Annotated in this window: 16 protein-coding genes and 1 tRNA gene; 6 read left to right on the top strand and 11 right to left on the bottom strand. The window is 64.1% G+C overall.

The window, feature by feature from the left end; genetic code table 11:
- The first annotated feature begins 25 nt into the window (after positions 1-25).
- Positions 26-1,645: an ABC transporter ATP-binding protein gene (locus AC3EMP_RS13625; protein ID WP_352711161.1), complete on the top strand. Its 1,620-nt coding sequence runs from the start codon at positions 26-28 to the stop codon at positions 1,643-1,645.
- Positions 1,646-1,685: 40 nt separating this feature from the next.
- On the opposite strand, the gene AC3EMP_RS13630 is transcribed toward AC3EMP_RS13625, so the two are convergent.
- Both AC3EMP_RS13630 and AC3EMP_RS13635 read right to left on the bottom strand, forming a co-directional pair.
- Positions 1,686-2,030, bottom strand: coding sequence for a hypothetical protein (locus AC3EMP_RS13630; RefSeq protein WP_352711163.1), 345 nt, complete (start codon positions 2,028-2,030; stop codon positions 1,686-1,688).
- A gap of 168 nt (positions 2,031-2,198) precedes the next feature.
- Positions 2,199-2,275, bottom strand: a tRNA-Pro gene (locus AC3EMP_RS13635).
- A 200-nt stretch (positions 2,276-2,475) separates the two neighbouring features.
- Here AC3EMP_RS13635 and AC3EMP_RS13640 point away from each other — a divergent pair.
- Together AC3EMP_RS13640 and AC3EMP_RS13645 are read left to right on the top strand one after the other, a co-directional pair.
- Entirely contained in the window at positions 2,476-3,996 is a 1,521-nt protein-coding gene (locus tag AC3EMP_RS13640) for a phosphomannomutase/phosphoglucomutase (protein WP_023684571.1), read from the top strand.
- Between the two features lie 11 nt (positions 3,997-4,007).
- A complete protein-coding gene (locus tag AC3EMP_RS13645; RefSeq protein WP_023670740.1) occupies positions 4,008-6,245 on the top strand; it encodes a mannose-1-phosphate guanylyltransferase/mannose-6-phosphate isomerase in 2,238 nt (745 codons plus the stop codon).
- Between the two features lie 73 nt (positions 6,246-6,318).
- On the opposite strand, the gene betB is transcribed toward AC3EMP_RS13645, so the two are convergent.
- From betB to betI, 5 genes are read right to left on the bottom strand one after another with little or no spacing between them, the layout of a single operon-like run.
- Positions 6,319-7,782: a betaine-aldehyde dehydrogenase gene (gene betB, locus AC3EMP_RS13650; protein ID WP_023805737.1), complete on the bottom strand. Its 1,464-nt coding sequence runs from the start codon at positions 7,780-7,782 to the stop codon at positions 6,319-6,321.
- Positions 7,783-7,833: 51 nt separating this feature from the next.
- Complete coding sequence (gene betA / locus AC3EMP_RS13655) at positions 7,834-9,486, bottom strand: choline dehydrogenase (protein WP_023687207.1); 1,653 nt, start codon at positions 9,484-9,486, stop codon at positions 7,834-7,836.
- A 3-nt stretch (positions 9,487-9,489) separates the two neighbouring features.
- On the bottom strand, positions 9,490-10,494 hold the full coding sequence (locus AC3EMP_RS13660; RefSeq protein WP_352712845.1) for a threonine/serine dehydratase family protein: 1,005 nt from the start codon (positions 10,492-10,494) through the stop codon (positions 9,490-9,492).
- A complete protein-coding gene (gene betC, locus AC3EMP_RS13665; protein WP_023687209.1) occupies positions 10,491-12,020 on the bottom strand; it encodes a choline-sulfatase in 1,530 nt (509 codons plus the stop codon). Before betC ends, AC3EMP_RS13660 begins: the two co-directional genes overlap by 4 nt.
- An 8-nt stretch (positions 12,021-12,028) precedes the next feature.
- On the bottom strand, positions 12,029-12,619 hold the full coding sequence (betI, locus tag AC3EMP_RS13670; RefSeq protein WP_023692769.1) for a choline-binding transcriptional repressor BetI: 591 nt from the start codon (positions 12,617-12,619) through the stop codon (positions 12,029-12,031).
- Between the two features lie 199 nt (positions 12,620-12,818).
- On the opposite strand from betI, the gene AC3EMP_RS13675 reads away from it, so the two are divergent.
- Both AC3EMP_RS13675 and AC3EMP_RS13680 read left to right on the top strand, forming a co-directional pair.
- Complete coding sequence (locus AC3EMP_RS13675) at positions 12,819-13,985, top strand: acetyl-CoA acetyltransferase (protein ID WP_023698158.1); 1,167 nt, start codon at positions 12,819-12,821, stop codon at positions 13,983-13,985.
- Between the two features lie 28 nt (positions 13,986-14,013).
- Positions 14,014-15,018: an asparaginase gene (locus AC3EMP_RS13680; protein ID WP_023735549.1), complete on the top strand. Its 1,005-nt coding sequence runs from the start codon at positions 14,014-14,016 to the stop codon at positions 15,016-15,018.
- Here the strand turns inward: AC3EMP_RS13680 and AC3EMP_RS13685 are convergent.
- Positions 15,011-16,366, bottom strand: coding sequence for a TIGR03808 family TAT-translocated repetitive protein (locus tag AC3EMP_RS13685; protein WP_023698160.1), 1,356 nt, complete (start codon positions 16,364-16,366; stop codon positions 15,011-15,013). The two genes, AC3EMP_RS13680 and AC3EMP_RS13685, sit on opposite strands and share 8 nt — an antisense overlap.
- A gap of 139 nt (positions 16,367-16,505) precedes the next feature.
- Between AC3EMP_RS13685 and greA the strand changes: the two genes are divergently transcribed.
- Positions 16,506-16,979: a transcription elongation factor GreA gene (gene greA / locus AC3EMP_RS13690; protein ID WP_023670749.1), complete on the top strand. Its 474-nt coding sequence runs from the start codon at positions 16,506-16,508 to the stop codon at positions 16,977-16,979.
- Positions 16,980-17,090: 111 nt separating this feature from the next.
- On the opposite strand, the gene AC3EMP_RS13695 is transcribed toward greA, so the two are convergent.
- The 3 genes from AC3EMP_RS13695 to AC3EMP_RS13705 all read right to left on the bottom strand — a co-directional run bounded on the left by AC3EMP_RS13695 (position 17,091) and on the right by AC3EMP_RS13705 (position 20,846).
- Complete coding sequence (locus AC3EMP_RS13695; RefSeq protein WP_023732052.1) at positions 17,091-17,222, bottom strand: AbrB/MazE/SpoVT family DNA-binding domain-containing protein; 132 nt, start codon at positions 17,220-17,222, stop codon at positions 17,091-17,093.
- Between the two features lie 64 nt (positions 17,223-17,286).
- A complete protein-coding gene (gene scpA / locus AC3EMP_RS13700) occupies positions 17,287-19,407 on the bottom strand; it encodes a methylmalonyl-CoA mutase (RefSeq protein WP_352712849.1) in 2,121 nt (706 codons plus the stop codon).
- Positions 19,404-20,846: a methylmalonyl-CoA mutase subunit beta gene (locus AC3EMP_RS13705; protein ID WP_023709822.1), complete on the bottom strand. Its 1,443-nt coding sequence runs from the start codon at positions 20,844-20,846 to the stop codon at positions 19,404-19,406. Before AC3EMP_RS13705 ends, scpA begins: the two co-directional genes overlap by 4 nt.
- Positions 20,847-20,920: the final 74 nt, after the last annotated feature.

The raw sequence follows: 20,920 nt of genomic DNA on the forward strand, positions 1-20,920 counted from the left end.
GACCGATAAGATGGGGACCGTTGCGATGGAAACGCCCGAAACGATCCTCAGCGTCAAGGACCTCCGCGTCCGCTTCCGCACGCTCGACGGCGCGGTCGAAGCGGTCAAGGGCATCAACATCCACGTCAAGGCAGGTGAAACCGTTGCCGTGGTCGGCGAATCCGGATCCGGCAAGAGCCAGACCATGATGGCGGCGATGAGCCTGCTGGCGTCCAACGGCGAGGCGACGGGTCACGTCGATTATCGCGGCCGCAACCTTTTGACCATGAGCAAGCCCGACCTCAACAAGGTGCGCGGCGCCAAGATCAGCATGATCTTCCAGGAGCCGATGACCTCGCTCGATCCGCTCTATTCGATCGGCAACCAGCTTATCGAACCGATCCGCAAGCACCGCGGGCTGAACGCAGCCGAGGCACGGAACGAGGCGCTCAAGTTGCTCAGGCTGGTGCATATCCCCGATCCCGAGCGGCGGATGAAATCCTATCCGCACGAAATGTCGGGTGGCCAGCGCCAGCGCGTCATGATCGCCATGGCATTGGCCAACGACCCCGACATCCTGATCGCCGACGAGCCGACGACGGCGCTCGACGTCACCATCCAGGCGCAGATCCTGGTGCTGCTCGCCGAACTGCAGCGCAAGCTCGGCATGGCCATCGTCTTTATCACCCACGATCTCGGCATCGTCCGGCGCTTTGCCGACCGCGTCTATGTCATGCGCTATGGCGAGGTGGTCGAGGAAGGCGAGGCGGAAGCACTTTTCGCCAACCCGCAGCATGCCTATACCAAAATGCTGCTGGCCGCCGAACCGACCGGCACAAAGGCGGCGCCGCCGGCCAACGCGCCGGTGCTGCTCGAGGGCAGGAATGTCGAGGTAACCTTCAAGATCGGTGGCGGCTTCCTTGCCGGCGAGCCGCTGCTTTTGCGCGCCGTCGACCACATCTCGATCCGGCTGAAGCGCAACCAGACCATCGGCATTGTCGGCGAGTCCGGTTCGGGAAAGTCGACGCTCGGCCGCGCACTTCTGCGCCTGTTGCCCAGCGACGGTGTCATCCGCTTCGGCGACCGCGACATCTCCACCGCCGACCGCCAGGCGATGCGGCCGCTGCGGCGCGAGATGCAACTCGTCTTCCAGGATCCGTTCGGCTCGCTGTCGCCGCGCATGACCGTCGGCCAGATCATCACCGAAGGGCTTCTGGTGCATGAGCCGAACTTGTCAGGCAAGCAACGCGATCAGCGCGCCGTCGAGGCCTTGCTCGAGGTCGGCCTCGATCCCAACGCACGCAACCGCTACCCGCACGAATTCTCCGGCGGCCAACGCCAGCGCATCGCCATCGCGCGTGCCGTGATCCTGAAGCCCAAACTGGTGGTGCTGGACGAGCCGACTTCGGCGCTCGACCGCTCGGTGCAGAAGCAGATCGTCGAATTGCTGCGCAAGCTGCAGGCCGACCACGAACTGTCCTACCTCTTCATCAGCCACGATCTCTCCGTGGTGCGTGCCATGGCCGACTACATCATCGTCATGAGGCAGGGCAAGATCGTCGAGGAAGGCCCGACCGAACAGATATTCAGCAACCCGCAGGCCGCCTACACCCAGACGCTGATGGCTGCGGCGATCGATGTCACGCGCTTCCGGCTGAGTGCTTAAGGCGTGACGTTGAGCAGATAGTTAGGTAGGGCCAGTTCGCTTAGCCCGCTGACCTGGGGCATCTGTTGGCTCTTGTCGCGACAATGGCCTCTTGCCGCTGCTTCAGCAGTTCGATTCTGGCCGTCTCACGGTTGGCCACTGCGCTCTTCACGCGCGTGCCGCCGAGCAGCCAGTTGGGAACTCTGGTGTTGGTGACCCTGCCGCGGGTGATGGCGGTTTGCGAGATGTCGCGCGCGGTATCGCCTACCGCGTTGTTGAACTCGGCGCATGTCATGCTGTCGTATTTCGCCGGGTTCACCGCGCTGCCCAGCGATGAGCAGCCTGCCATCAGGAAAAGAACAAGCATCGCTGACAGCCGGCCTGCGCTTGAAATAAACAAATTCATCTTCCGCAAACCTCGTTCCGGGCCGCTGTCTCGGCGGCATTCCTATTATCGAGTTAGCGCGGATGGTTGTCGCGTCAAAACACCATGCTGACAGCGACGCCGACGCGGCCGGTTGCATCAAGCTATCTTGTGGGTCGGGAGAACAAACACCTAAGTGTCTGTTTTTTCTGGTCGGAGTGGCAGGATTTGAACCTGCGACCCCCTCGTCCCGAACGAGGTGCGCTACCAGGCTGCGCTACACTCCGTGACCAGACCGCGGGCTTATAGCTGCCACATACCGTTCCCGCAAGCGGCAATGGCAGCGCTTCTGTCGCATTTCGTTGGCTTTCGTCGGGCATTGCCGCAAAGCTTGGATTTCCCGCCCGGGATAAACCCCGCTTAAAGCCTTGTGTGCTAGGCAGCAGCCTCGATAAATCGTGTTTTCGCCATCTGGAGCTTTGCTGTCTTGCCCCTGAAAATCGTAGGCGACGCCCGGCCCAACAGCTTCGAATTCGAAACCGAAGCGCTGATCAAGGCGTCCGGCTTTCGCGAATACGACGCGCGCTGGTGGTTTGGCCATGCCGGCTCCACCCAACCGCCGGAGCTGAACCTGATCGGCGTCCAGGCGCTGGGCATGGGCCTGGGCACTTTGATCCGCCGTCTTGGCGCGGGTCCCGACATCGTCACCGGGCATGATTTCCGCTCCTATTCGCTTGCCATCAAGCTGGCGCTGGTTTCCGGCCTGATGGCTGCGGGCGCAAAGGTGAAAGACATTGGCCTGGCGCTGTCGCCCATGGCCTACTTCGCCCAGTTCGCGCTCGACGCGCCTTCCGTCGCCATGGTCACCGCATCGCACAACGAGAATGGCTGGACCGGAGTCAAGATGGGTGCGGCGAGGCCGCTCACCTTCGGACCGGAGGAGATGAGCGCCCTGAAACAGATCGTGCTGTCGGGCGATTTCGATCTTGCCGGCGGTGGCTCCTACGAATTCGTCTCCGGTTTTCGCGAGACCTATCTCGACGATCTGGTGAGCGACAAGCGCATCGCGCGAAAGCTGAAAGTCGTGGCCGCTTGCGGCAACGGCACTGCCGGCGCCTTCGCGCCACAGGCGCTGGAGCGCATCGGCTGCGAGGTGATCCCGCTCGATGTCGAGCTCGACCACAGTTTTCCGCGCTATAACCCGAACCCGGAAGACATGCAGATGCTGCATGCCATCAGGGACAAAGTGCTGGAAACAGGTGCTGATGTCGGGCTGGGCTTTGACGGCGACGGCGACCGTTGCGGCGTGGTCGACAATGAGGGCAACGAGATTTTTGCCGACAAGGTCGGCGTCATGCTCGCGCGGGACATATCAACCCAATACCCCGGCTCGACCTTCGTCGTCGATGTCAAGTCGACCGGCCTGTTCAACACCGACAGCGTCCTGCGCGCCAACGGCGCGAAGACAGATTACTGGAAGACCGGCCATTCCTACATCAAGCGCCGCGTCGCCGAGCTTGGCGCCGTCGCCGGCTTCGAGAAGTCGGGCCATTTCTTCTTCAATCCGCCGATCGGCCGCGGCTATGATGACGGTCTCATCACGGCAATAGCCATTTGTGAGATGCTCGTCCGCAACCCCATAAGTTCGATGGCCGATCTCTATCGCGCGCTGCCGCTGACCTTCGGCACGCCGACCATGTCGCCGCATTGCGCCGATGACGTGAAATACGGCGTGGTCGGTCGGGTGGTGGCGGACTTCCAGGCGATACAGCGCGCCGGCAAGGCTTTTGCCGGCCAGAAGATCGCCGAGCTGATCACCGTCAACGGCGTGCGCATCGTGGCCGAAGATGGCACCTGGGGCGTGGTACGGGCGTCGTCGAACAAGCCGGAGCTTGTCGTGGTTGTCGAAAGCCCGGTATCGTCCGACCGCCGCCGGCAGATGTTCGAGGCGGTCGACGCCGTGCTGCGCCGCAGCCCCGAAGTCGGCGCTTACAACCAGACGTTCTGATTGGACCTTTCATGACCGAGCGCATCGTCAGTTTTGTCATGAGCGGCGGTGTCGGTTCGCGGCTGTGGCCGCTGTCACGCGAGGACAACCCGAAACAGTTCCACGATCTTTCCGGCGACGGCTCGATGCTGGCCAAGACACTGCGCCGGCTGACGGCGCGGCCGGAGGGCGAAACGCCGATCTTCCTGATCGCCGCCGAGCGCCATGCCGAGCGCGTGCATGCCGACCTTGCCGGCCTCGACCTCGCCGGCGGTGGCCCGCTGTTCGAGCCGACCGGGCGCAACACGGCTGCCGCCGTGGCGCTGGCCGCGCTGCGCACATTGTCGGAGTTCGGCGACAGCCTGGTGCTGGTGGTGCCGTCAGACCACGAAATCGCCACGCCCAAGCAGTTCTGGCAGAGCGTCGAGGCGGGCAGCCAGGCAGCGCTTGCCGGCCGTCTGGTGGTGTTCGGCATCAAGCCGACGCAGCCCGAGACCGGCTATGGGTATATCGAAGTCGCAGCCGAAAGCGGCGGCGTCTTCGACGTGTCGCGCTTCGTCGAAAAGCCCGACCTCGCCACTGCGCAGAGCTATCTCAGTGCGGGCACCTTCTACTGGAACACCGGCATTTTCCTATTTCGCGCCGGCGCCATGCGCGACGCATTTGCGGCCTTCCAGCCCGACATCTGGCAGGCCACCGAAGCGGCCTACAAGGCAGCAACGAGCGACCTGTCCGGCCTCTATATGCCGCTCGACCTCTACGCCGCCATCCCGTCGAACTCGATCGACTACGCCATCATGGAACGGGCCAAGGACATCGCCATGGTGCCGGCCGGCTTCCGCTGGAACGACCTCGGCTCCTGGCAGTCGCTGCTTGATGTCGGCCCTGCCGACGCCAAGGGCAATGTCGTCGTCGGCGATGTCGTCGCCATCGATTGCGAGAACTCCTACATCCGCAGCGACGGCCGGCTTTTGTCGGCGATCGGCATGAAGGATGTCGCCATCGTCTCGACCGCGGACGCCACCTTCGTTGCCCCGGTCAGTCACAGCCAGCACGTCAAGAAGATCGTCGAGCAGCTGGAAAAGTCGGGCCGGCTGGAAACCAGGTTCACCCCGGCACACGACCGCGTCATCGAGAGCGGCGCCTGGCGTCGGCGCGTGCATCACTGGCTGTTCGAGGAGACCTTGCCGCTGTGGTCGACTTCAGGCGTCGATGAGCGTCATGGCGGCTTCCACGAGGCGCTCGGCTTCGACGGCGAGGCGCTGTTGAAGCCCAAGCGCATGCGCACGACGGCGAGGCAAGTCTACGCCTTCGCCGTTGCCAAGGCCCGCGGCTGGGACGGTCCAGCCGATCGCCTGATCTCCCATGGCATCGCCTTCATGGCCGGCAAGGGCCGCACGGACCGGGGCGGCTGGGTGCGCACGCTCAATGTCGACGGCTCCGTCGCCGACCCAACCGAGGATGCCTACGACCATTCCTGCGTGCTGCTGGCGCTGGCGCATGCGCATATGTGCGGCGATCCGGATGCGCTGCGGCTGGGCCAGGAGACCTTCGTGTTCCTCGACGCGCATCTCGAGGACAGCCGCATGACCGGCTTTCTCGAGACATCCGATGGCGAGGGCGAGCGGCGCTCCAACCCGCATATGCATCTGCTCGAGGCCTTCCTCGCCTGGTATAAGGCGACCGGCGACCGCACCTATCTGCGCCGCGCCGCGCGCATCATCGACCTTTTCCGCAGTCATTTCTTCGATGCCGAGAGCTGGACGCTGGGCGAATATTTTGACGCCGGGTGGAAGCCGGCCGCCGGCGAGAAGGGCACATGGACCGAGCCCGGCCATCATTTCGAATGGGCCTCGCTGCTCACCGATTTCGTCGCCCGCAGCGGCCAGGGCGAGTTGAGCAATTTTGCCCGCAAGCTCTACGCCTCGGCCATCGCCAACGGCCTCAACCGCGCCACCGGCCTTGCCTACGGTGCGGTCTCCAGACAGGGCCTGCCGCTCGACCTTGTGTCGCGGAGCTGGCCACAGGCCGAAGCGATCAAGGCGGCGATTGCGCTGGATGGCTCGGGTGGTCCCGACCTCAAGCCGGAGATCGAGGCGCGCGTCGGCCGCCTGTTCCGCTGGCACATCGATCCGGCCCCGCTCGGCCTGTGGATCGACCGCATCGACGAACGCGGCCGCTCCTTGGCATCGGACGTGCCGGCCAGCATCTTCTATCATCTGGTCTGCGCGCTGACGCAGTATCTGGACGGCACGGCGCAGAAGGGGTGAGGTTGTTGAGAGGCCGGTGCGAGGCACCCCCCTCTGCCGTGCAGGGCAGAGGGGGGTGCCTCGCGCCAACCCCTCAATACGGGCTCGCTACATCCCCGGTCTCGACATACACCGCCTTCAGCTGCGAATAGAGCGCTAAAGCCGCCAGCGAGTTCTCGCGCCCAATGCCGGATTGCTTCACCCCGCCAAACGGAATTTCCACCGGCGTCAGATTGTAGGCGTTTATCCAGCAGGTGCCGGCCTGCAGTTCGGCGATCACCCTATGAGCGCGCTGCAGGTCGCGGGTGAAGACGCCGGCGGCGAGGCCGAATTCGGTGTCGTTGGCGCGGTCGATCACCTCGTCCTCGCCGTCGAACTTCAGCACGCTCATCACCGGCCCGAAAATCTCCTCGCGCGCAATGCGCATCGTATCGGTGACACCGGTGAACACCGTCGGCTCGACAAAGAAGCCGCCATCGAAACCTTGCAGCGACGGCACGTTGCCACCGCAGGCGAGCGTTGCTCCATCCTGCCTGCCGGCCGCGATGTAGGAAACGACCTTCTCCTGCTGCGCCTTGTTGACCAGCGGCCCCATCTGCGTCTCAGGATCGAGCGGATCGCCGATGCGGATCTTTTTCGTCCGCTCGACCAGCCGGTCGACGAAGCGGTCATGGATGCCGCTCTGCACGAAGACGCGCGTGCCGTTGGAGCAGATCTGCCCGGTCGAATAGAAATTGCCGAGCATGGCGCCGCCGACGGCGTTTTCGAGATCGGCATCGTCGAACACGATCAGCGGCGACTTGCCGCCGAGCTCCATGGTAGCGTGCTTCATCTTCGAACCGGCGAGCGACAGCACCTTGCGGCCGGTCGGCACCGAGCCGGTCACCGAAACCTTGGCAACGACATCATGGCCGACCAGGCCGGCGCCGACTTCGCCATAGCCTTGCACGACGTTGAACAGCCCGTCGGGCAGGCCCGCCTCTGAGTAGATCTCGGCCAGCGCCAGCGCCGACAGCGGCGTGTTCTCCGAAGGCTTGAATACCATGGCGTTGCCCATGGCGAGCGCCGGGGCGGATTTCCAGCCGGCGATCTGGATCGGATAGTTCCAGGCGCCGATGCCGACGCACACACCGAGCGCCTCGCGGCGCGTATAGGCAAAAGGTCCACCAAGATCGATCGCCTCGCCGTTGAAGGCGGCAACCGCGCCGCCGAAATATTCGAGGCAGTCGGCGGCCGATAGTGCATCCGCCACCAGCGTCTCCTGGATCGCTTTGCCGGTGTCGAGCGTCTCGATCCGCGCCAGATCGGCGTTGCGCGCGCGCAAAATGTCGGCGGCGCGGCGCAGGATGCGGCCACGCTCAACCGGCTTCATCCGCGCCCAGGCCGGTTGTGCGGCCCGCGCGGCTTCGATGGCGAGCTCCAGCACGTTCGGAGTCGCCGAATGCAAAGTGGCGATGACCTCACCGGTCGCCGGATAGATCACCGGCAGCGGCGCGCCGCCTTCGTCCTCGATGTAGCGGCCGTTGACATAGTGCGATGCCGTTGGCTGGGCGCGCATGCTGTTCTCCAGATGTATTCGCTATTGCGGAGCAGTCCGCCGGACAATGCCCTATCGATCCGCCACCTGCCAGCGCGGATTGATCCAGGGTTCCTGGTTGGACGGCGCCAGTGGCGTGCGGCCGAGAATGTGGTCGGAGGCCTTCTCGCCGGTCATGATCGACGGCGCGTTGAGGTTGCCGTTGGTCACCCGCGGGAAGATCGAGGAGTCGGCGACGCGCAGGCCGTCGACGCCGATTACCCGGCACTCCGGATCGACCACGCTCATGATGTCGTCGGCGCGGCCCATCTTGCAGGTGCCGCACGGGTGGTAGGCACTCTCGGCATGATCGCGGATGAAGGCGTCGAGATCCTCGTCCGACTGGACGTGCGAACCCGGCGAGATTTCCTTGCCGCGAAAGCCGTCAAAAGCCTTCTGGCGGAAGATCTCGCGGGTCAGCCGGATGCAGTGGCGGAACTCGGTCCAGTCGTCTGGATGCGACATGTAGTTGAAGCGGATGACCGGCGTCGCTTTCGGGTCGGGAGAGCGCAGCGTCACCGAGCCGCGCGACTTCGACCGCATCGGCCCGACATGGGCCTGGAAGCCATGGGCCCTCGCCGCCGCCTTGCCGTCATAGCGCACCGCAGCCGGGATGAAGTGATACTGGATGTCGGGGTAGTCGACGCCGGCCTGCGAGCGCACGAAGGCCGCGGCCTCGAAATGGTTGGTGGCACCGAGGCCGGTCTTGAAGAACAGCCACTGCGCCCCGATCAGAGCCTTGGAGAATGGGTTGAGAACCGAATTCAGCGTGATCGGCTGGGTCGATTCCTGCTGGATGTAGAGCTCCATATGATCCTGCAGATTGCGGCCGACACCGGGCCGGTCGGCCACGACCTGGATGCCGTTCTCCTTGAGATGCGCGGCCGGGCCGATACCGGATAGCATCAGGATCTTGGGCGAATTGATCGATGATGCGGCAACGATCACCTCACGTCGCGCCTTAACGACCTGAATCTGTTTGTGAGCTTCGATCTCGACGCCGACAGCGCGCTGATTCTCGATGATCACACGACGGGCGAAGCCTTTGATCACGCTGACATTTTGTCGCTTGAGCGCCGGCTTCAGATAGGCTGATGCGGCCGACCAGCGGCGGCCGCCGCGTATGGTCTGCTCCATCGGCCCGAAGCCTTCCTGCTTCGAACCATTGTAGTCGTCGGTCAGTTCGAACCCGGCTTGGCGGCCGGCCTCGACAAAGGCGCCGTAGAGCGGATTCTTGCGCGGGCCACGCTGGACGTGCAGCGGGCCGCCGTGGCCGCGCCAGCCGTCCTCGCCCCCGTCACTGTCCTCCATGCGCTTGAAATAGGGCAGCACGTCGGCGAAGCCCCAGCCGGCCGCCCCCTGTTCGGCCCAGTGGTCGAAGTCGCGTGCGTGGCCCCTGACATATACCATGCCGTTGATCGAGGACGAGCCGCCGATCACCTTGCCGCGTGGCGTCGCCAGCACGCGGCCGCCGAGATGCGGCTCTGGTTCGCTGGCAAAGCCCCAGTCGTAAAGGCTCATGTTGAGCGGGATCGACAGCGCCGACGGCATCTGGATCAGCGGCCCGATATCGGTGCCGCCGAACTCGATGACGATCACCGAATGCTTGCCGTCTTCCGACAGCCGGTAGGCCATGGCCGAGCCGGCCGAGCCGGAGCCGATGATGACGAAGTCTGCTTCAAGCATGGTTCACATGCGCCCATCGTTCATATGCGAAATAAAATCGGCGAGCGAGACATTGCCGCCGGTAGCCATGACCAGGACCGTTTTACCCGTCACATCCACCTTGCCGCCGAGCAGCGCCGCCAGAGAGGCGGCGCCTGACGGCTCGAGCACCAGCTTCATCCGCTCGAAGGCGATCTTCATCGCTCGCCTAACCGATTGGTCGTCGACGGTGATGCCGCGCACGCCAGCGGTCTTGACCGCCGCGAACGGCGCGTCGCCCGGCCGCCGCGACATCAGCCCGTCGCAAATCGATTTCGGCGCGATCGGCATGGTCTCGATGGCGCCATGCGCTAGCGATGCACCCATGCCGTTGAAGCCTTCCGGCTCGACGCCGATGATCTCGGTTGCCGGCGACAGATAGTGGAAGGCGAGCGACATGCCGCCGATCAGTCCGCCGCCGCCGACCGAGCAGAACAGAAGGTCGGCACTGGCGTCCTTTGCCTCGAGTTGTTCGAGCGCTTCGAGCCCGGCGCCGGCCTGGCCGGCAACGATCTCCGGATCGTCGAATGGATGCAGCAACGCCAGCCCTTCGGTCTCGGCAATCTCGCAGGCCTTGGCGGCTGCGACCTCTTCACGGGCGCGCTCGCCATGATCGGTCAGCACGACGCGCGCGCCATAGCCTGTGGTCGCATCGCGCTTGGCGGCCGGCGCGTCGATCGGCATGACGATGGTGACGGGAATGCCGAGCGCCTGGCCGGCAGCCGCCAACCCTTGCGCGAAATTGCCGGAGGAGTAGGCGACGACGCCTTTTATGGCCTCATCCGGCGACAGCCGCTTCAACCGCCAATAGGCCCCGCGCACCTTGAACGAGCCGGCCCATTGCAGTGATTCCGGCTTGATAAAGACGCGGGCCGCACCCGTCTCCTTGGCCAAGGCTGTCGATTCCAGCAAAGGCGTGATCTGCGTCGCCTTCGACGTCACGGCATAGGCCTGTCTGAGGTGCTCGAGGGAGGGGACAATTGTCATCATTCGCCTCGCGGAAAGCGTTTCTGTTCCTCGAGATTGTCGAGGTTCATGTGGTTGCGCATGTAGCGTTCCGACGCCTTCTGCAGCGGTTGGAACTCCCAGGGGTAATGCGTGCCGTTGCGTAGCGCCGGATAGACCACCCAGCGCCGCGCCTGGCTGGTACGCACGGCGGCGTCGAAGGCGGCCATGTCCCAGCGCGCTCGTACGGCTCCCGTGAAGGCCGCCACCAGATCGGCATGCGTCGGATCGGTGGCAAGATTGGTGAGTTCTTGCGGATCGGCTTCGAGATCGAACAGAAGCGGCGGATCGATCTCGCAATGGATGAATTTATAGCGGCCGTCGCGGATCGCCACCAACGGCGCGTTGGAGCCTTCGGCGGCATACTCCATCAGAACTGGAGCATCGCGTTTCGTGCCCTCGAGCAGCGGCAGCAGCGACTGGCCGTCGGTCCACGGCGCGATCGCCGAGATGTCGATGCCGGCGAGATCGCACAATGTCGGCGTCACGTCGAGATTGGAAACCGGCGCGTCGATCAGCCCCGCGGCAACGCCCTTGCCGGCGATCATCAGCGGCACCCGTGCCGAGCCCTCGAAAAAGTTCATCTTGAACCACAGGCCGCGCTCGCCAAGCATATCGCCATGGTCGGAGCAGAACAGGATGACCGTGTCGTCCAGCATGCGCGTACGTTCCAGCACTGACATCAACTCGCCGACCTTGTCGTCGAGATAGGAGATGTTGGCGTAGTAGCCGCGCCGCGAGCGGCGGATCTGCTCCGGCGTGATGTTGAAACTGTCGTAGTCGCTGGCGCGGTAAAGCCGCTGCGAATGCGGGTCCTGATCGGCATAGGGGATGAATCCCACCTCCGGTTCGAGCGCCGGACAATCTTCATAGAGATCCCAATATTGCCGCCGTGCGACATAGGGGTCGTGCGGGTGGGTGAAGGAAACCGTCAGGCACCAGGGCCGGCTGGCCGCATCGTCGGAGGTGCGGGCAAGGTCGTAGAGTTTTTGCACCGCGTGGAAGGCGACCTCGTCGTCATACTCCATCTGGTTGGTGATCTCGGCGACGCCGGCGCCGGTCACCGAGCCCAGATTGTGATACCACCAGTCGATGCGTTCGCCGGGCTTGCGGTAGTCCGGCGTCCAGCCGAAATCGGCGGGATAGATATCGGTGGTCAACCGCTCTTCGAAACCATGCAACTGGTCGGGGCCGACGAAATGCATCTTGCCCGACAGGCAGGTGTAATAGCCGGCGGCGCGCAGATGGTGAGCATAGGTCGGAATTGAGGAGGCGAACTCAGCGGCGTTGTCGTAGACTTGGGTGCGCGACGGCAATTGGCCGCTCATGAAGGCGGCGCGCCCCGGCGCGCAAAGCGGCGAGGGCGTATAATTGTTCCGGAAACGTGCCGCGCGCGCGGCCAGCTCCTTGAGATGCGGCGCGTGCAGGAAGTCCGCCGGTCCGTTCGGAAACAGCGTGCCGTTGAGCTGATCGACCATGACGATCAGGATGTTGGGTCGCCTTTGTGTCACTGAGGCTGTCACTGTGTCTGTCGCCCGCCGAGTTTGGTTTCCAGATAGTCCTCGACCAGCGCAATCGCGGTCGCCGCGTCCGGCACGCCGTCCTTCAGCGCCCGCCTGATGTAGAGCCCGTCGATCATCGCCGCGGTCGCTTCCGCCGCGCGGTCGGCTTCGTGCCTGGCCAAGATGCCGGTCAGCCCGCTCATTAGGTTGGAATGCAGCCGCCGCGCATAGACCCTGAGCAGCCGGCGCAAGGCCGATGATTTCTGCGCCTCGACATAGAAGGCGAGCCAGGCCGCGATGGTTTCCGGCTGGAACTGGATGTCGGAGAAGTTGACGGCCACCACGGCCGAAACACGTTCGCGCGGCGAGCCGGCGGATTGCAGCGCGCGCCGCATGTCGATCGTCAGCTCGGCCAGAATATGCCTCATCGTCGCCAGCAGCAGCTCATCCTTGGCGCCGAAATAGTGGTGAGCCAATGCTGACGACACACCGGCGCGCCCCGCTATCTCCGACATGGTCACGTCAAGCGAGCCGCGCTCGCCGATCGCCGAGATCGTCGCGTCGATGAGCGCCTTGCGGCGCAACGGTTCCATTCCGACTTTAGGCATGATGTTCCCGGCTTTTGCGGCGGAGATTATTTTTTATTGACGCGTCAATCAACAAAAAACGATCCGATTGGAACCTGCACCAAGCGATTGTCGGCTTGCGGCCCTTTTCGATGCGGGCGGGATTGTTTATATTTGAACAATAAAGGCGAAGTGCGCCATTTGCCCACATGTTAGGCTGGCGCCAAGGATGGAGACCGCCATGACCGCATGCATCGTTGGCTGGGCGCATTCGCGCTTCGGCAAGCTGGAAGGCGAGACGCTGGAAGGCCTGATCACCAAGGTCGCGGTCGACGCGCTCGACCATGCCGGCATCGGCCCGGATGAGGTCGACGAGATCGTGCTCGGCCACTTCAATGCCGGCTTTTCCCCACAGGATTTTACCGCCAGCCTCGTGTTGCAGGCCGACGACCGACTGCGCTTCAAGCCGGCGACGCGGGTCGAGAATGCTTGCGCCACCGGTTCGGCCGCGGTCCGGCAAGGCATCCGCGCCATCGACGCAAACGCTGCCCGCATCGTGCTGGTGGTCGGCGCCGAGCAGATGACGACGACGCCCGGGCCTGAGATCGGGAAGAACCTGCTGAAAGCTTCCTATCTGCCGGAGGAGGGCGACACGCCGGCCGGCTTTGCCGGCGTCTTCGGCAAGATCGCGCAGGCCTATTTCCAGCGTTATGGCGACCAGTCGGACGCGCTGGCGATGATTGCCGCCAAGAACCACAAGAACGGCGTCGACAATCCGTACGCGCAGATGCGCAAGGATTTCGGCTACGAATTCTGCCGCCAGGAAAGCGAGAAGAACCCCTTCGTCGCCGGTCCGCTGAAGCGCACCGACTGCTCGCTGGTCTCCGATGGTGCAGCCGCCCTTGTGCTGACCGACACCTCGACGGCGCTGAAGATGCGCCGCGCCGTCGCCTTCCGCGCCAACGAGCATGTCCAGGATTTCCTGCCGATGTCGAAGCGCGACATCCTGTCCTTCGAAGGCTGCGAACAGGCCTGGAACCAGGCGCTGAAAAAGGCCGGCGTGACGCTCGACGATCTCTCCTTCGTCGAAACACATGACTGCTTCACCATCGCCGAATTGATCGAATATGAGGCGATGGGCCTGGCCAAGCCCGGCGAAGGCGCCAGGCTGGCGCTGGACGGCACGACGGCCAAGGACGGCAGGCTGCCGGTCAATCCTTCGGGCGGCCTGAAGGCCAAGGGCCATCCGATCGGCGCCACCGGCGTGTCGATGCACGTCTTATCTGCCATGCAGTTGACGGGCGAGGCCGGCGGCATCCAGGTGCCGGGCGCAAAGCTCGGCGGCATCTTCAACATGGGTGGCGCTGCCGTCGCCAACTACGTTTCCATTCTCGACCGGATCAGGTAGAAGCGGCCCGTATTTTTGGGGCGTGGTGATGACAAATCCGGTTCTGGTCGAGGTCTTGCGCGGCGCGATCGTCGAGAGCGTCCATCGCGGCGCTGTCGCAATCTTCGACGGTGACGGCAAGCCTGTCCTGGAGATCGGCGATACGGCGCGGCCGGTGTTTCCGCGCTCGGCGGTCAAGGCGATCCAGGCGCTGCCGCTGGTTGAAACGGGTGCTGCCGATGCGTACGGCTTGGGCGACCGCGAACTGGCGCTGGCCTGCGCTTCGCATTCGGGCGAACCCGCGCATGTCGAACTGGCGCAGGCGATGCTGGCCAAGGCCGGGCTCGACAAGTCGGCGCTGGAATGCGGCGCGCATTGGCCGTCGAGCCACGACGCGACGATCGCACTGGCCCGCACAGGCGTCTCGCCGAACGCACTGCACAACAATTGCTCGGGCAAGCATTCCGGATTTCTCTGCACCTGCGTGCACTCAGGGATTGCCCACCAAGGCTACGTCAAGGCAGGCCATGGTTTGCAGGAGATGGTGCGCGACGCCATGCAGGCGGTGACCGGCGCTGCCCACGATGCGGATCACCGGGCAACCGATGGCTGCTCGATTCCCACCTATGCCGTGCCGCTGAAAAGTTTTGCCCTTGGCTTTGCCCGCATGGCGACGGGCAGGAGCTTTGGCCCTGAGCGCGCCAAGGCGGCCAAACGCCTGCTGTCTGCCTGTATGGCCGAGCCTTTCCTGGTCGCCGGCACCGGCAAAGTGGATGTGGCGCTGATGCAGGCCGCGCCCGGCCGCATATTCGTCAAGACGGGCGCCGAGGGTGTCTATTGCGCTGCCGTTCCGGAGCTTGGCCTCGGCATCGCGCTAAAATGCGATGACGGCGCCGGCCGCGCCGCCGAGGTGATGATTGCCACTGTGCTGGCAAAACTTCTCAGCGCCGACGGCGCACTGGCGGCGAACCTTCTGGAGCGGGCCAATCCTCCGATCGAAAGCCGCATTGGCGCCAAGGTCGGCTCGCTGCGGCCGACGACGACGCTCAGCTGACCCTGTTTCGCTCGACCGTCAGGTGCGCATAGCCGCTATCGCTCGACCGCGCGAGGTCGCCGGTCGCCGGTTCGGCCCAGCGCTGGCCGATGATGGCGCCGTTCTTGGCGCCGTCGATGACGTTGTCGGAAATGATGGCGTTTCCAGCGCCTTCTACCACAGTGACGGCGATGCCGGTTCCGGCCTGACGGATGATGTTTCCCGTCGCCACAACATTGCGCATATAAGCGCCCCAGCCGATCTGCATGCCGTAGAGCGGCGCGTTCTCGATGACATTGCCCGAGACGGTGGTGTCGGCCTCGACGCTGATACCGACGCCGAAGCCCGGCGCGTCGGCGGGGTAGGGGCCGGTGGTCGAGAGGTTGCGCATGATGTTGTTTGAGCAGACACCCATACGGCCGCCGTCGTTGAAATTGACGATCGAGATGCCGTTAGCGGCACCATCGACGATGTTGTTGCCGATGATGGCGCCTTCGAAGGAGAATTCGGAATAGAGCGCGGTTTCACCCGACCGCGAGCAGGTGTTGCCGGTCATCTGCAGATTGCTGGAACTGTTGGCGCGGATCGCCGAGAAGGCGCAGTCCGAGACGATGTTGCCGGTGACCGAGACATTGCCGGCACGGAAGGCGTTGATGCCATTGCCGTTCTGCCCGGTGCCGCCGCCGCGCGCGCCGATCCGCTGCACGCGGTTGCCGCTGACGATCGTGCCGTCCTCGGCCTGCTGCCAGCGATGCACAAGAATGCCGCCATTGCCACAGTCGGATACGGTGTTGTCGGATATCGCCAGGCCAGCGGCCTCGACGGAGTAGATGCCGGCGTCCGCAGCCCCCGAAATCTCGGACCGCTCGATGCGGCCCGACGCATGCTCCAGCGCCAGCCCATGCTTGCCGCTGCCGGTGATCGTGCAATTGTCAATGACGAGATGGGCGACGCGGCGCAGGTCGAGCAGGCCTTGCGCATCGTCGGCCAACCCGCCGTTGGCGCCGTCGAAGACCAATGCGGTGAACTCTATATGCTCGGCCTGTTCGGCCGTCAGCAAATGGCCATTGCCGCCATAGAGGATGCGCGAGGCGCCCGGCACGCCCGAAAGCCTGACGCGGGCGGGCAGGGTCAGGTTGGACACGACATAGGTGCCCGGCGGCAGGAACACCGGCGCATTGCGCTGGCTTGCCTCGGCTAGCATCGTGGCGAAGGCCTTGCTCTGGTCGTCCGGTGCGTCCGGCTCCACGCCAAGCTCGGCGGCATTGATCGAGCCAAGCGCTGCCGTCTTCGCCAAGGCGTTGTCCAGCGAAACGCCGAGCACCGCAAAGCCGACAGTCCCCTTGAGAAGCGTTCGTCTGTTCAACATCGGCACAGATCCCTGCGATGAAATGGTTCTTCGCAGGAATTGGGCCAGCCGCATAGGTCTCCGCTCGGCGATAGTCCGACCAATGACCGGGTCCGCCAAGTGGCTTGTACAGTCGCCGAAGCGGGCCTAAGTTTATCCGATGAGCAGGGCTTTCACCCGCGAGGAAGACAGCGAAAACGCCATTGCCGGCATCGGCGAGCGGCCGATCAGCCAACACCGCAATCTGGTGACGGAGCGCGGCCTGGCGATGATCGAGGACAATCTGGCCGATCTGCGCGACATTTTGGCGAAAGCCGAGCGAAAAGCCGATCGCGAGCGCATTGCCGTCGTCTCGCGCGACCTGCGCTACTGGACAGCGCGCCGCGAAAGCGCCGAGCTTTCCGTGCCGGAACCGGGCAGCGACCAGGTGCGCTTCGGCATGGGTGTCACGCTGGAAAGCGATGACGGCAAGAAAGTGCACTGGAAGATCGTCGGCGAGGACGAGGCCGACCCCTCAAAGGGCAGCATCTCACACGTCTCGCCAATGGCCGTGGCGCTGTTCGGCAAGAAGGTCGGCGACGTCGCAAGCGTCAACGGCAAGGAATGGGAAATTGTCAAGCTGTCGGACGCCTGACGCCAGCTCACCCTATTTGCACAGCCAGCTTTCGCAACGCGGGCTCATACTTGTCCATGACATCGCGAGCAGCACGTATTTGCCGTTCGACGTCGTCACACGGCACCGGCCTTAGGATGATGCCGTCGTGGTTTCGATGATCTGGAGTTCATCGCCCACTTGCAGGCTCAAGCTGTCGAGCGTTTCCCGCGGCAGGATTACAACGCCCGATCCGTCCTCAAGTCCGTGAATGATGGTGTTCATAGCTATACCATAGGTTGCGCCCGATATTGTAACGCAACTTTGATAAGCAGTGCAACTGTTTCAATCAGCTCGCCAGCAGCCGGTCCAGCAACCGATCCGCAGCCTCCGGGATAACCGTCCCTGGCGGGAAGATTTCCGCGGCACCCGCTTCCAGCACTGCGCCGTAATCCTGCGGCGGGATGACGCCGCCGACGACGATCAGCATGTCGGGGTGGCCGAGTTTCTTCAGCGCATCGCGCAATTCGGGGATCAGTGTCAGGTGCCCCGCCGCCAGCGACGAGGCGCCGATGATATGGACGTCCTGCGCCACCGCCAGCCTGGCGATCTCGTCGGGTGTCTGGAACATCGCGCCGACCGTCACGTCGAAGCCGAGATCGGCGAAGGCCGTGGCGATCACCTTCTGGCCACGGTCGTGGCCGTCCTGTCCCATCTTTGCGACCAGGATGCGCGGCTTGCCGCCGGACTTCTTCTCGAAAGCTTCGAGCTTCTCCAGCAATCGGCCGACCGTCAGATTGTCGCCAAGCGCATTGCGATAAACGCCGGAGATCGTTTGCACCGAGGCGACGTGACGGCCAAAGACCTTTTCCAGCGCCAGCGAGATCTCGCCGACCGTGGCATAGGCGCGCGCGGCGCGGATGGCAAATTCCAGCAGGTTTCCGTTACCCTGCGCAGCGCGGGTCAGCGCATCGAGCGCGCTCTCGACCGCGCCGACATTGCGCGTGCCTTTGAGGTTCTGCAGCTTCGACAACTGTCGGGCCCTGACCTCGGCATTGTCGATCTTCAGCACGTCGACCTCGATGTTGTTCTCGGGGCGATGCGCGTTTACGCCAACCAGTATCTGCTCGCCGGAATCGATACGCGCCTGCGTGCGCGCCGCCGCTTCCTCGATGCGCAGTTTTGGAATGCCCTGTTCGGTTGCCGCCGCCATGCCGCCAAGCGCCTCGACCTCTTCGATATGGGCGAGCGCACGCGCCGCCAGATCATGCGTCAGCCGTTCGACATACGCCGAGCCGCCCCATGGATCGATGATGCGGGTGGTGCCGGATTCCTTCTGCAGGATCAACTGCGTGTTGCGGGCGATGCGCGCCGAGTGGTCGGTCGGCAGCGCCATCGCCTCGTCGAACGAGTTGGTGTGCAGCGACTGGGTATGTCCCTGCGTCGCCGCCATCGCCTCGATCATGGTGCGGGTGATGTTGTTGTAGGGGTCCTGCGCCGTCAGCGACCAGCCGGAGGTCTGGCAATGGGTGCGCAGCGACAGCGAGCGTTCATCCTTCGGTGCAAAATTCTTCTGCATCAGGGTCGCCCACAACATGCGCGCCGCGCGGAGCTTGGCGATCTCCATGAAGAAGTTCATGCCGATCGCCCAGAAGAAGGAAAGCCGCGGGGCGAAACGGTCGATGTCGAGCCCGGCGGCGACGCCGGCGCGGGCATATTCGATGCCGTCGGCGATGGTGTAGGCGAGCTCCAGGTCCGCGGTCGCGCCGGCCTCCTGCATGTGATAGCCGGAGATCGAGATCGAATTGAACTTCGGCATGTGCTGGGAGGTATAGGAGAAGATGTCAGACACGATCCGCATCGAGGGCTTCGGCGGATAGATGTAGGTGTTGCGGACCATGAACTCTTTCAGAATGTCGTTCTGAATGGTGCCGGCGAGATCCTTCTGCGCGACGCCCTGTTCTTCGGCCGCAACGATATAGAGCGCCATGATCGGCAGCACCGCGCCATTCATGGTCATCGACACCGTCATTTCGTCGAGCGGGATGCCGTCGAACAATTGCCGCATGTCGAGGATGGAATCGATGGCCACGCCCGCCATGCCGACATCGCCTGATACACGCGGATGGTCGCTGTCATAGCCGCGATGGGTGGGCAGATCGAAAGCGACCGAAAGGCCCTTTTGGCCGGCGGCGAGATTGCGCCGGTAGAAGGCGTTGGATTCCTCGGCCGTCGAGAAGCCGGCATATTGCCGGATCGTCCACGGCTGCTGGACATACATGGTCGGGTAGGGACCGCGCACGAAGGGCGGCATTCCCGGATAGGTGTCGAGATGCGGCAGCCCCTTGAGATCGCCCTGGCTGTAGAGATGCTTGACGGCAATACCTTCCGGCGTCAGCCGCTGGCCCTTGACCTCGACCGGCGCGCGCCGTGGCGCCGACCAGCCAATGTGGCTGAAATCCGGGATCACTGTGCGGCTCCGATTGCCTGGTCGATGCGGACCGGAAACAGCGCCTCGCACACCGCCACGCCCTCTGTGAAAGGCGGCCGCCGCTCAGCCGCCAGCGTCTCGACCGGGGCATCGTTTTTCAGCGGGTAAAGCGTGGTGCCGATGATTGCCCGTTCACCCGACCGGTAGGCCTCGGCGCGGCGCTCGGATGCTGCCTTGACGCGCTTCTGGATATGCCCTTGCTGCAGGCTTGCCAGAACGCCGCCTTCCGCTTCGATCCGCTGGAACTCTTCCCACGCCGCTTCGCACAGGCCCAGGGTCAGCGCCTCGACTGCGCCCGACCCAAATGCTGGGTCGGCGACATGGTCGATATGGCTTTCATTGGCCATGATCAACTGCGCATTGCGGGCGATGCGGCGGGCAAAGCCGGCCGGCAGCCCGAGGGCGACGGTGTGTGGCAGGATGGAGATCGAGTCCGCGCCGCCTGCTGCCGCTGCAAAGCTGGCGATGGTGGTGCGCAGGATGTTGGTTTCGGGATCCGCCGCCGTCATCATGCGGAACGACGTCTCGGCATGGATGTTGGCTGTCGATGCCGGGATGGAACAGGTTTCCTGGATGCGCGCCCACAGCCTGCGCAAGGCCCGGACCTTGGCCATCGACAGGAACTGGTCCTGGTCGACGCTCAGCGCAAAGCCGATATGGGGAGCGGCATAGACAAGCGGCTGGCGCGCATCCTCGAACATCCTGAGGTATGACACGGCGGAAGCGAGCATGGTGCCGAGTTCCTGCGCTTCCGTGGCGCCGGCATTGTGGAACACCCGCCCGTCGGCCTCCAGCAGCACACCCGGCACGCCCAGCGAGAAGAAATGCGCCAGCGATTGCGGCATCGATGCCTGCAACGCCTCGATCGACATGCGCAGCCGGCCGGTTCCGGCAAAGATTGCCGCCGGGTCGATGCCGAAGGAGAGGTTCAGCTTTGCCGGGTCGGAGCGGCGCTTGCTCAGGAACGCCACCAGCCAGTCGGCGACGGCACGGCTCCAGGGATGGGCGTCGATGCGGATCTGCGTGCGGTTGAGCGGTACGCCATCCAGCACCGTTTCCAGCGCCTGCGCCGTCCTTGGCAGGCCATAGCCGAACGCATTCGGAGCACCCTCGAAGACAAGCGACAATCCCGTCGCGCCTTGTGCCACATCGTCCAGGGCCTGCGCCTTGGCGCGGCCGATATCGGGATCGTCAATGCGCTGGCTGACGATCCAGGGCAATTTGGGGTTGGCGCGCACAAGCGGCTCGGCGCCGGCGGCGCGATCGTAGAGCGGTTCGATGCGAATCTGATCGTCGGTATGCGAGACCAGTTTTTCCTCGAAGGAGGCGCCGGCGAGCGCCTTTTCGGCCAAGGCCAGCCAACGCTGGCGCTCGACGTCAGCGGGTTCGATGCTCCTGGTCAAGGCTCCGGCGCCCATCCATGTTCCTCGTTTTTATGCGGCCGCACCAGCGTCAGCCGTCCAGTCTACGGTTCCCTGCCAGATATCGCAAT

It is taken from the genome of Mesorhizobium sp. P160219 (assembly GCF_057786095.1).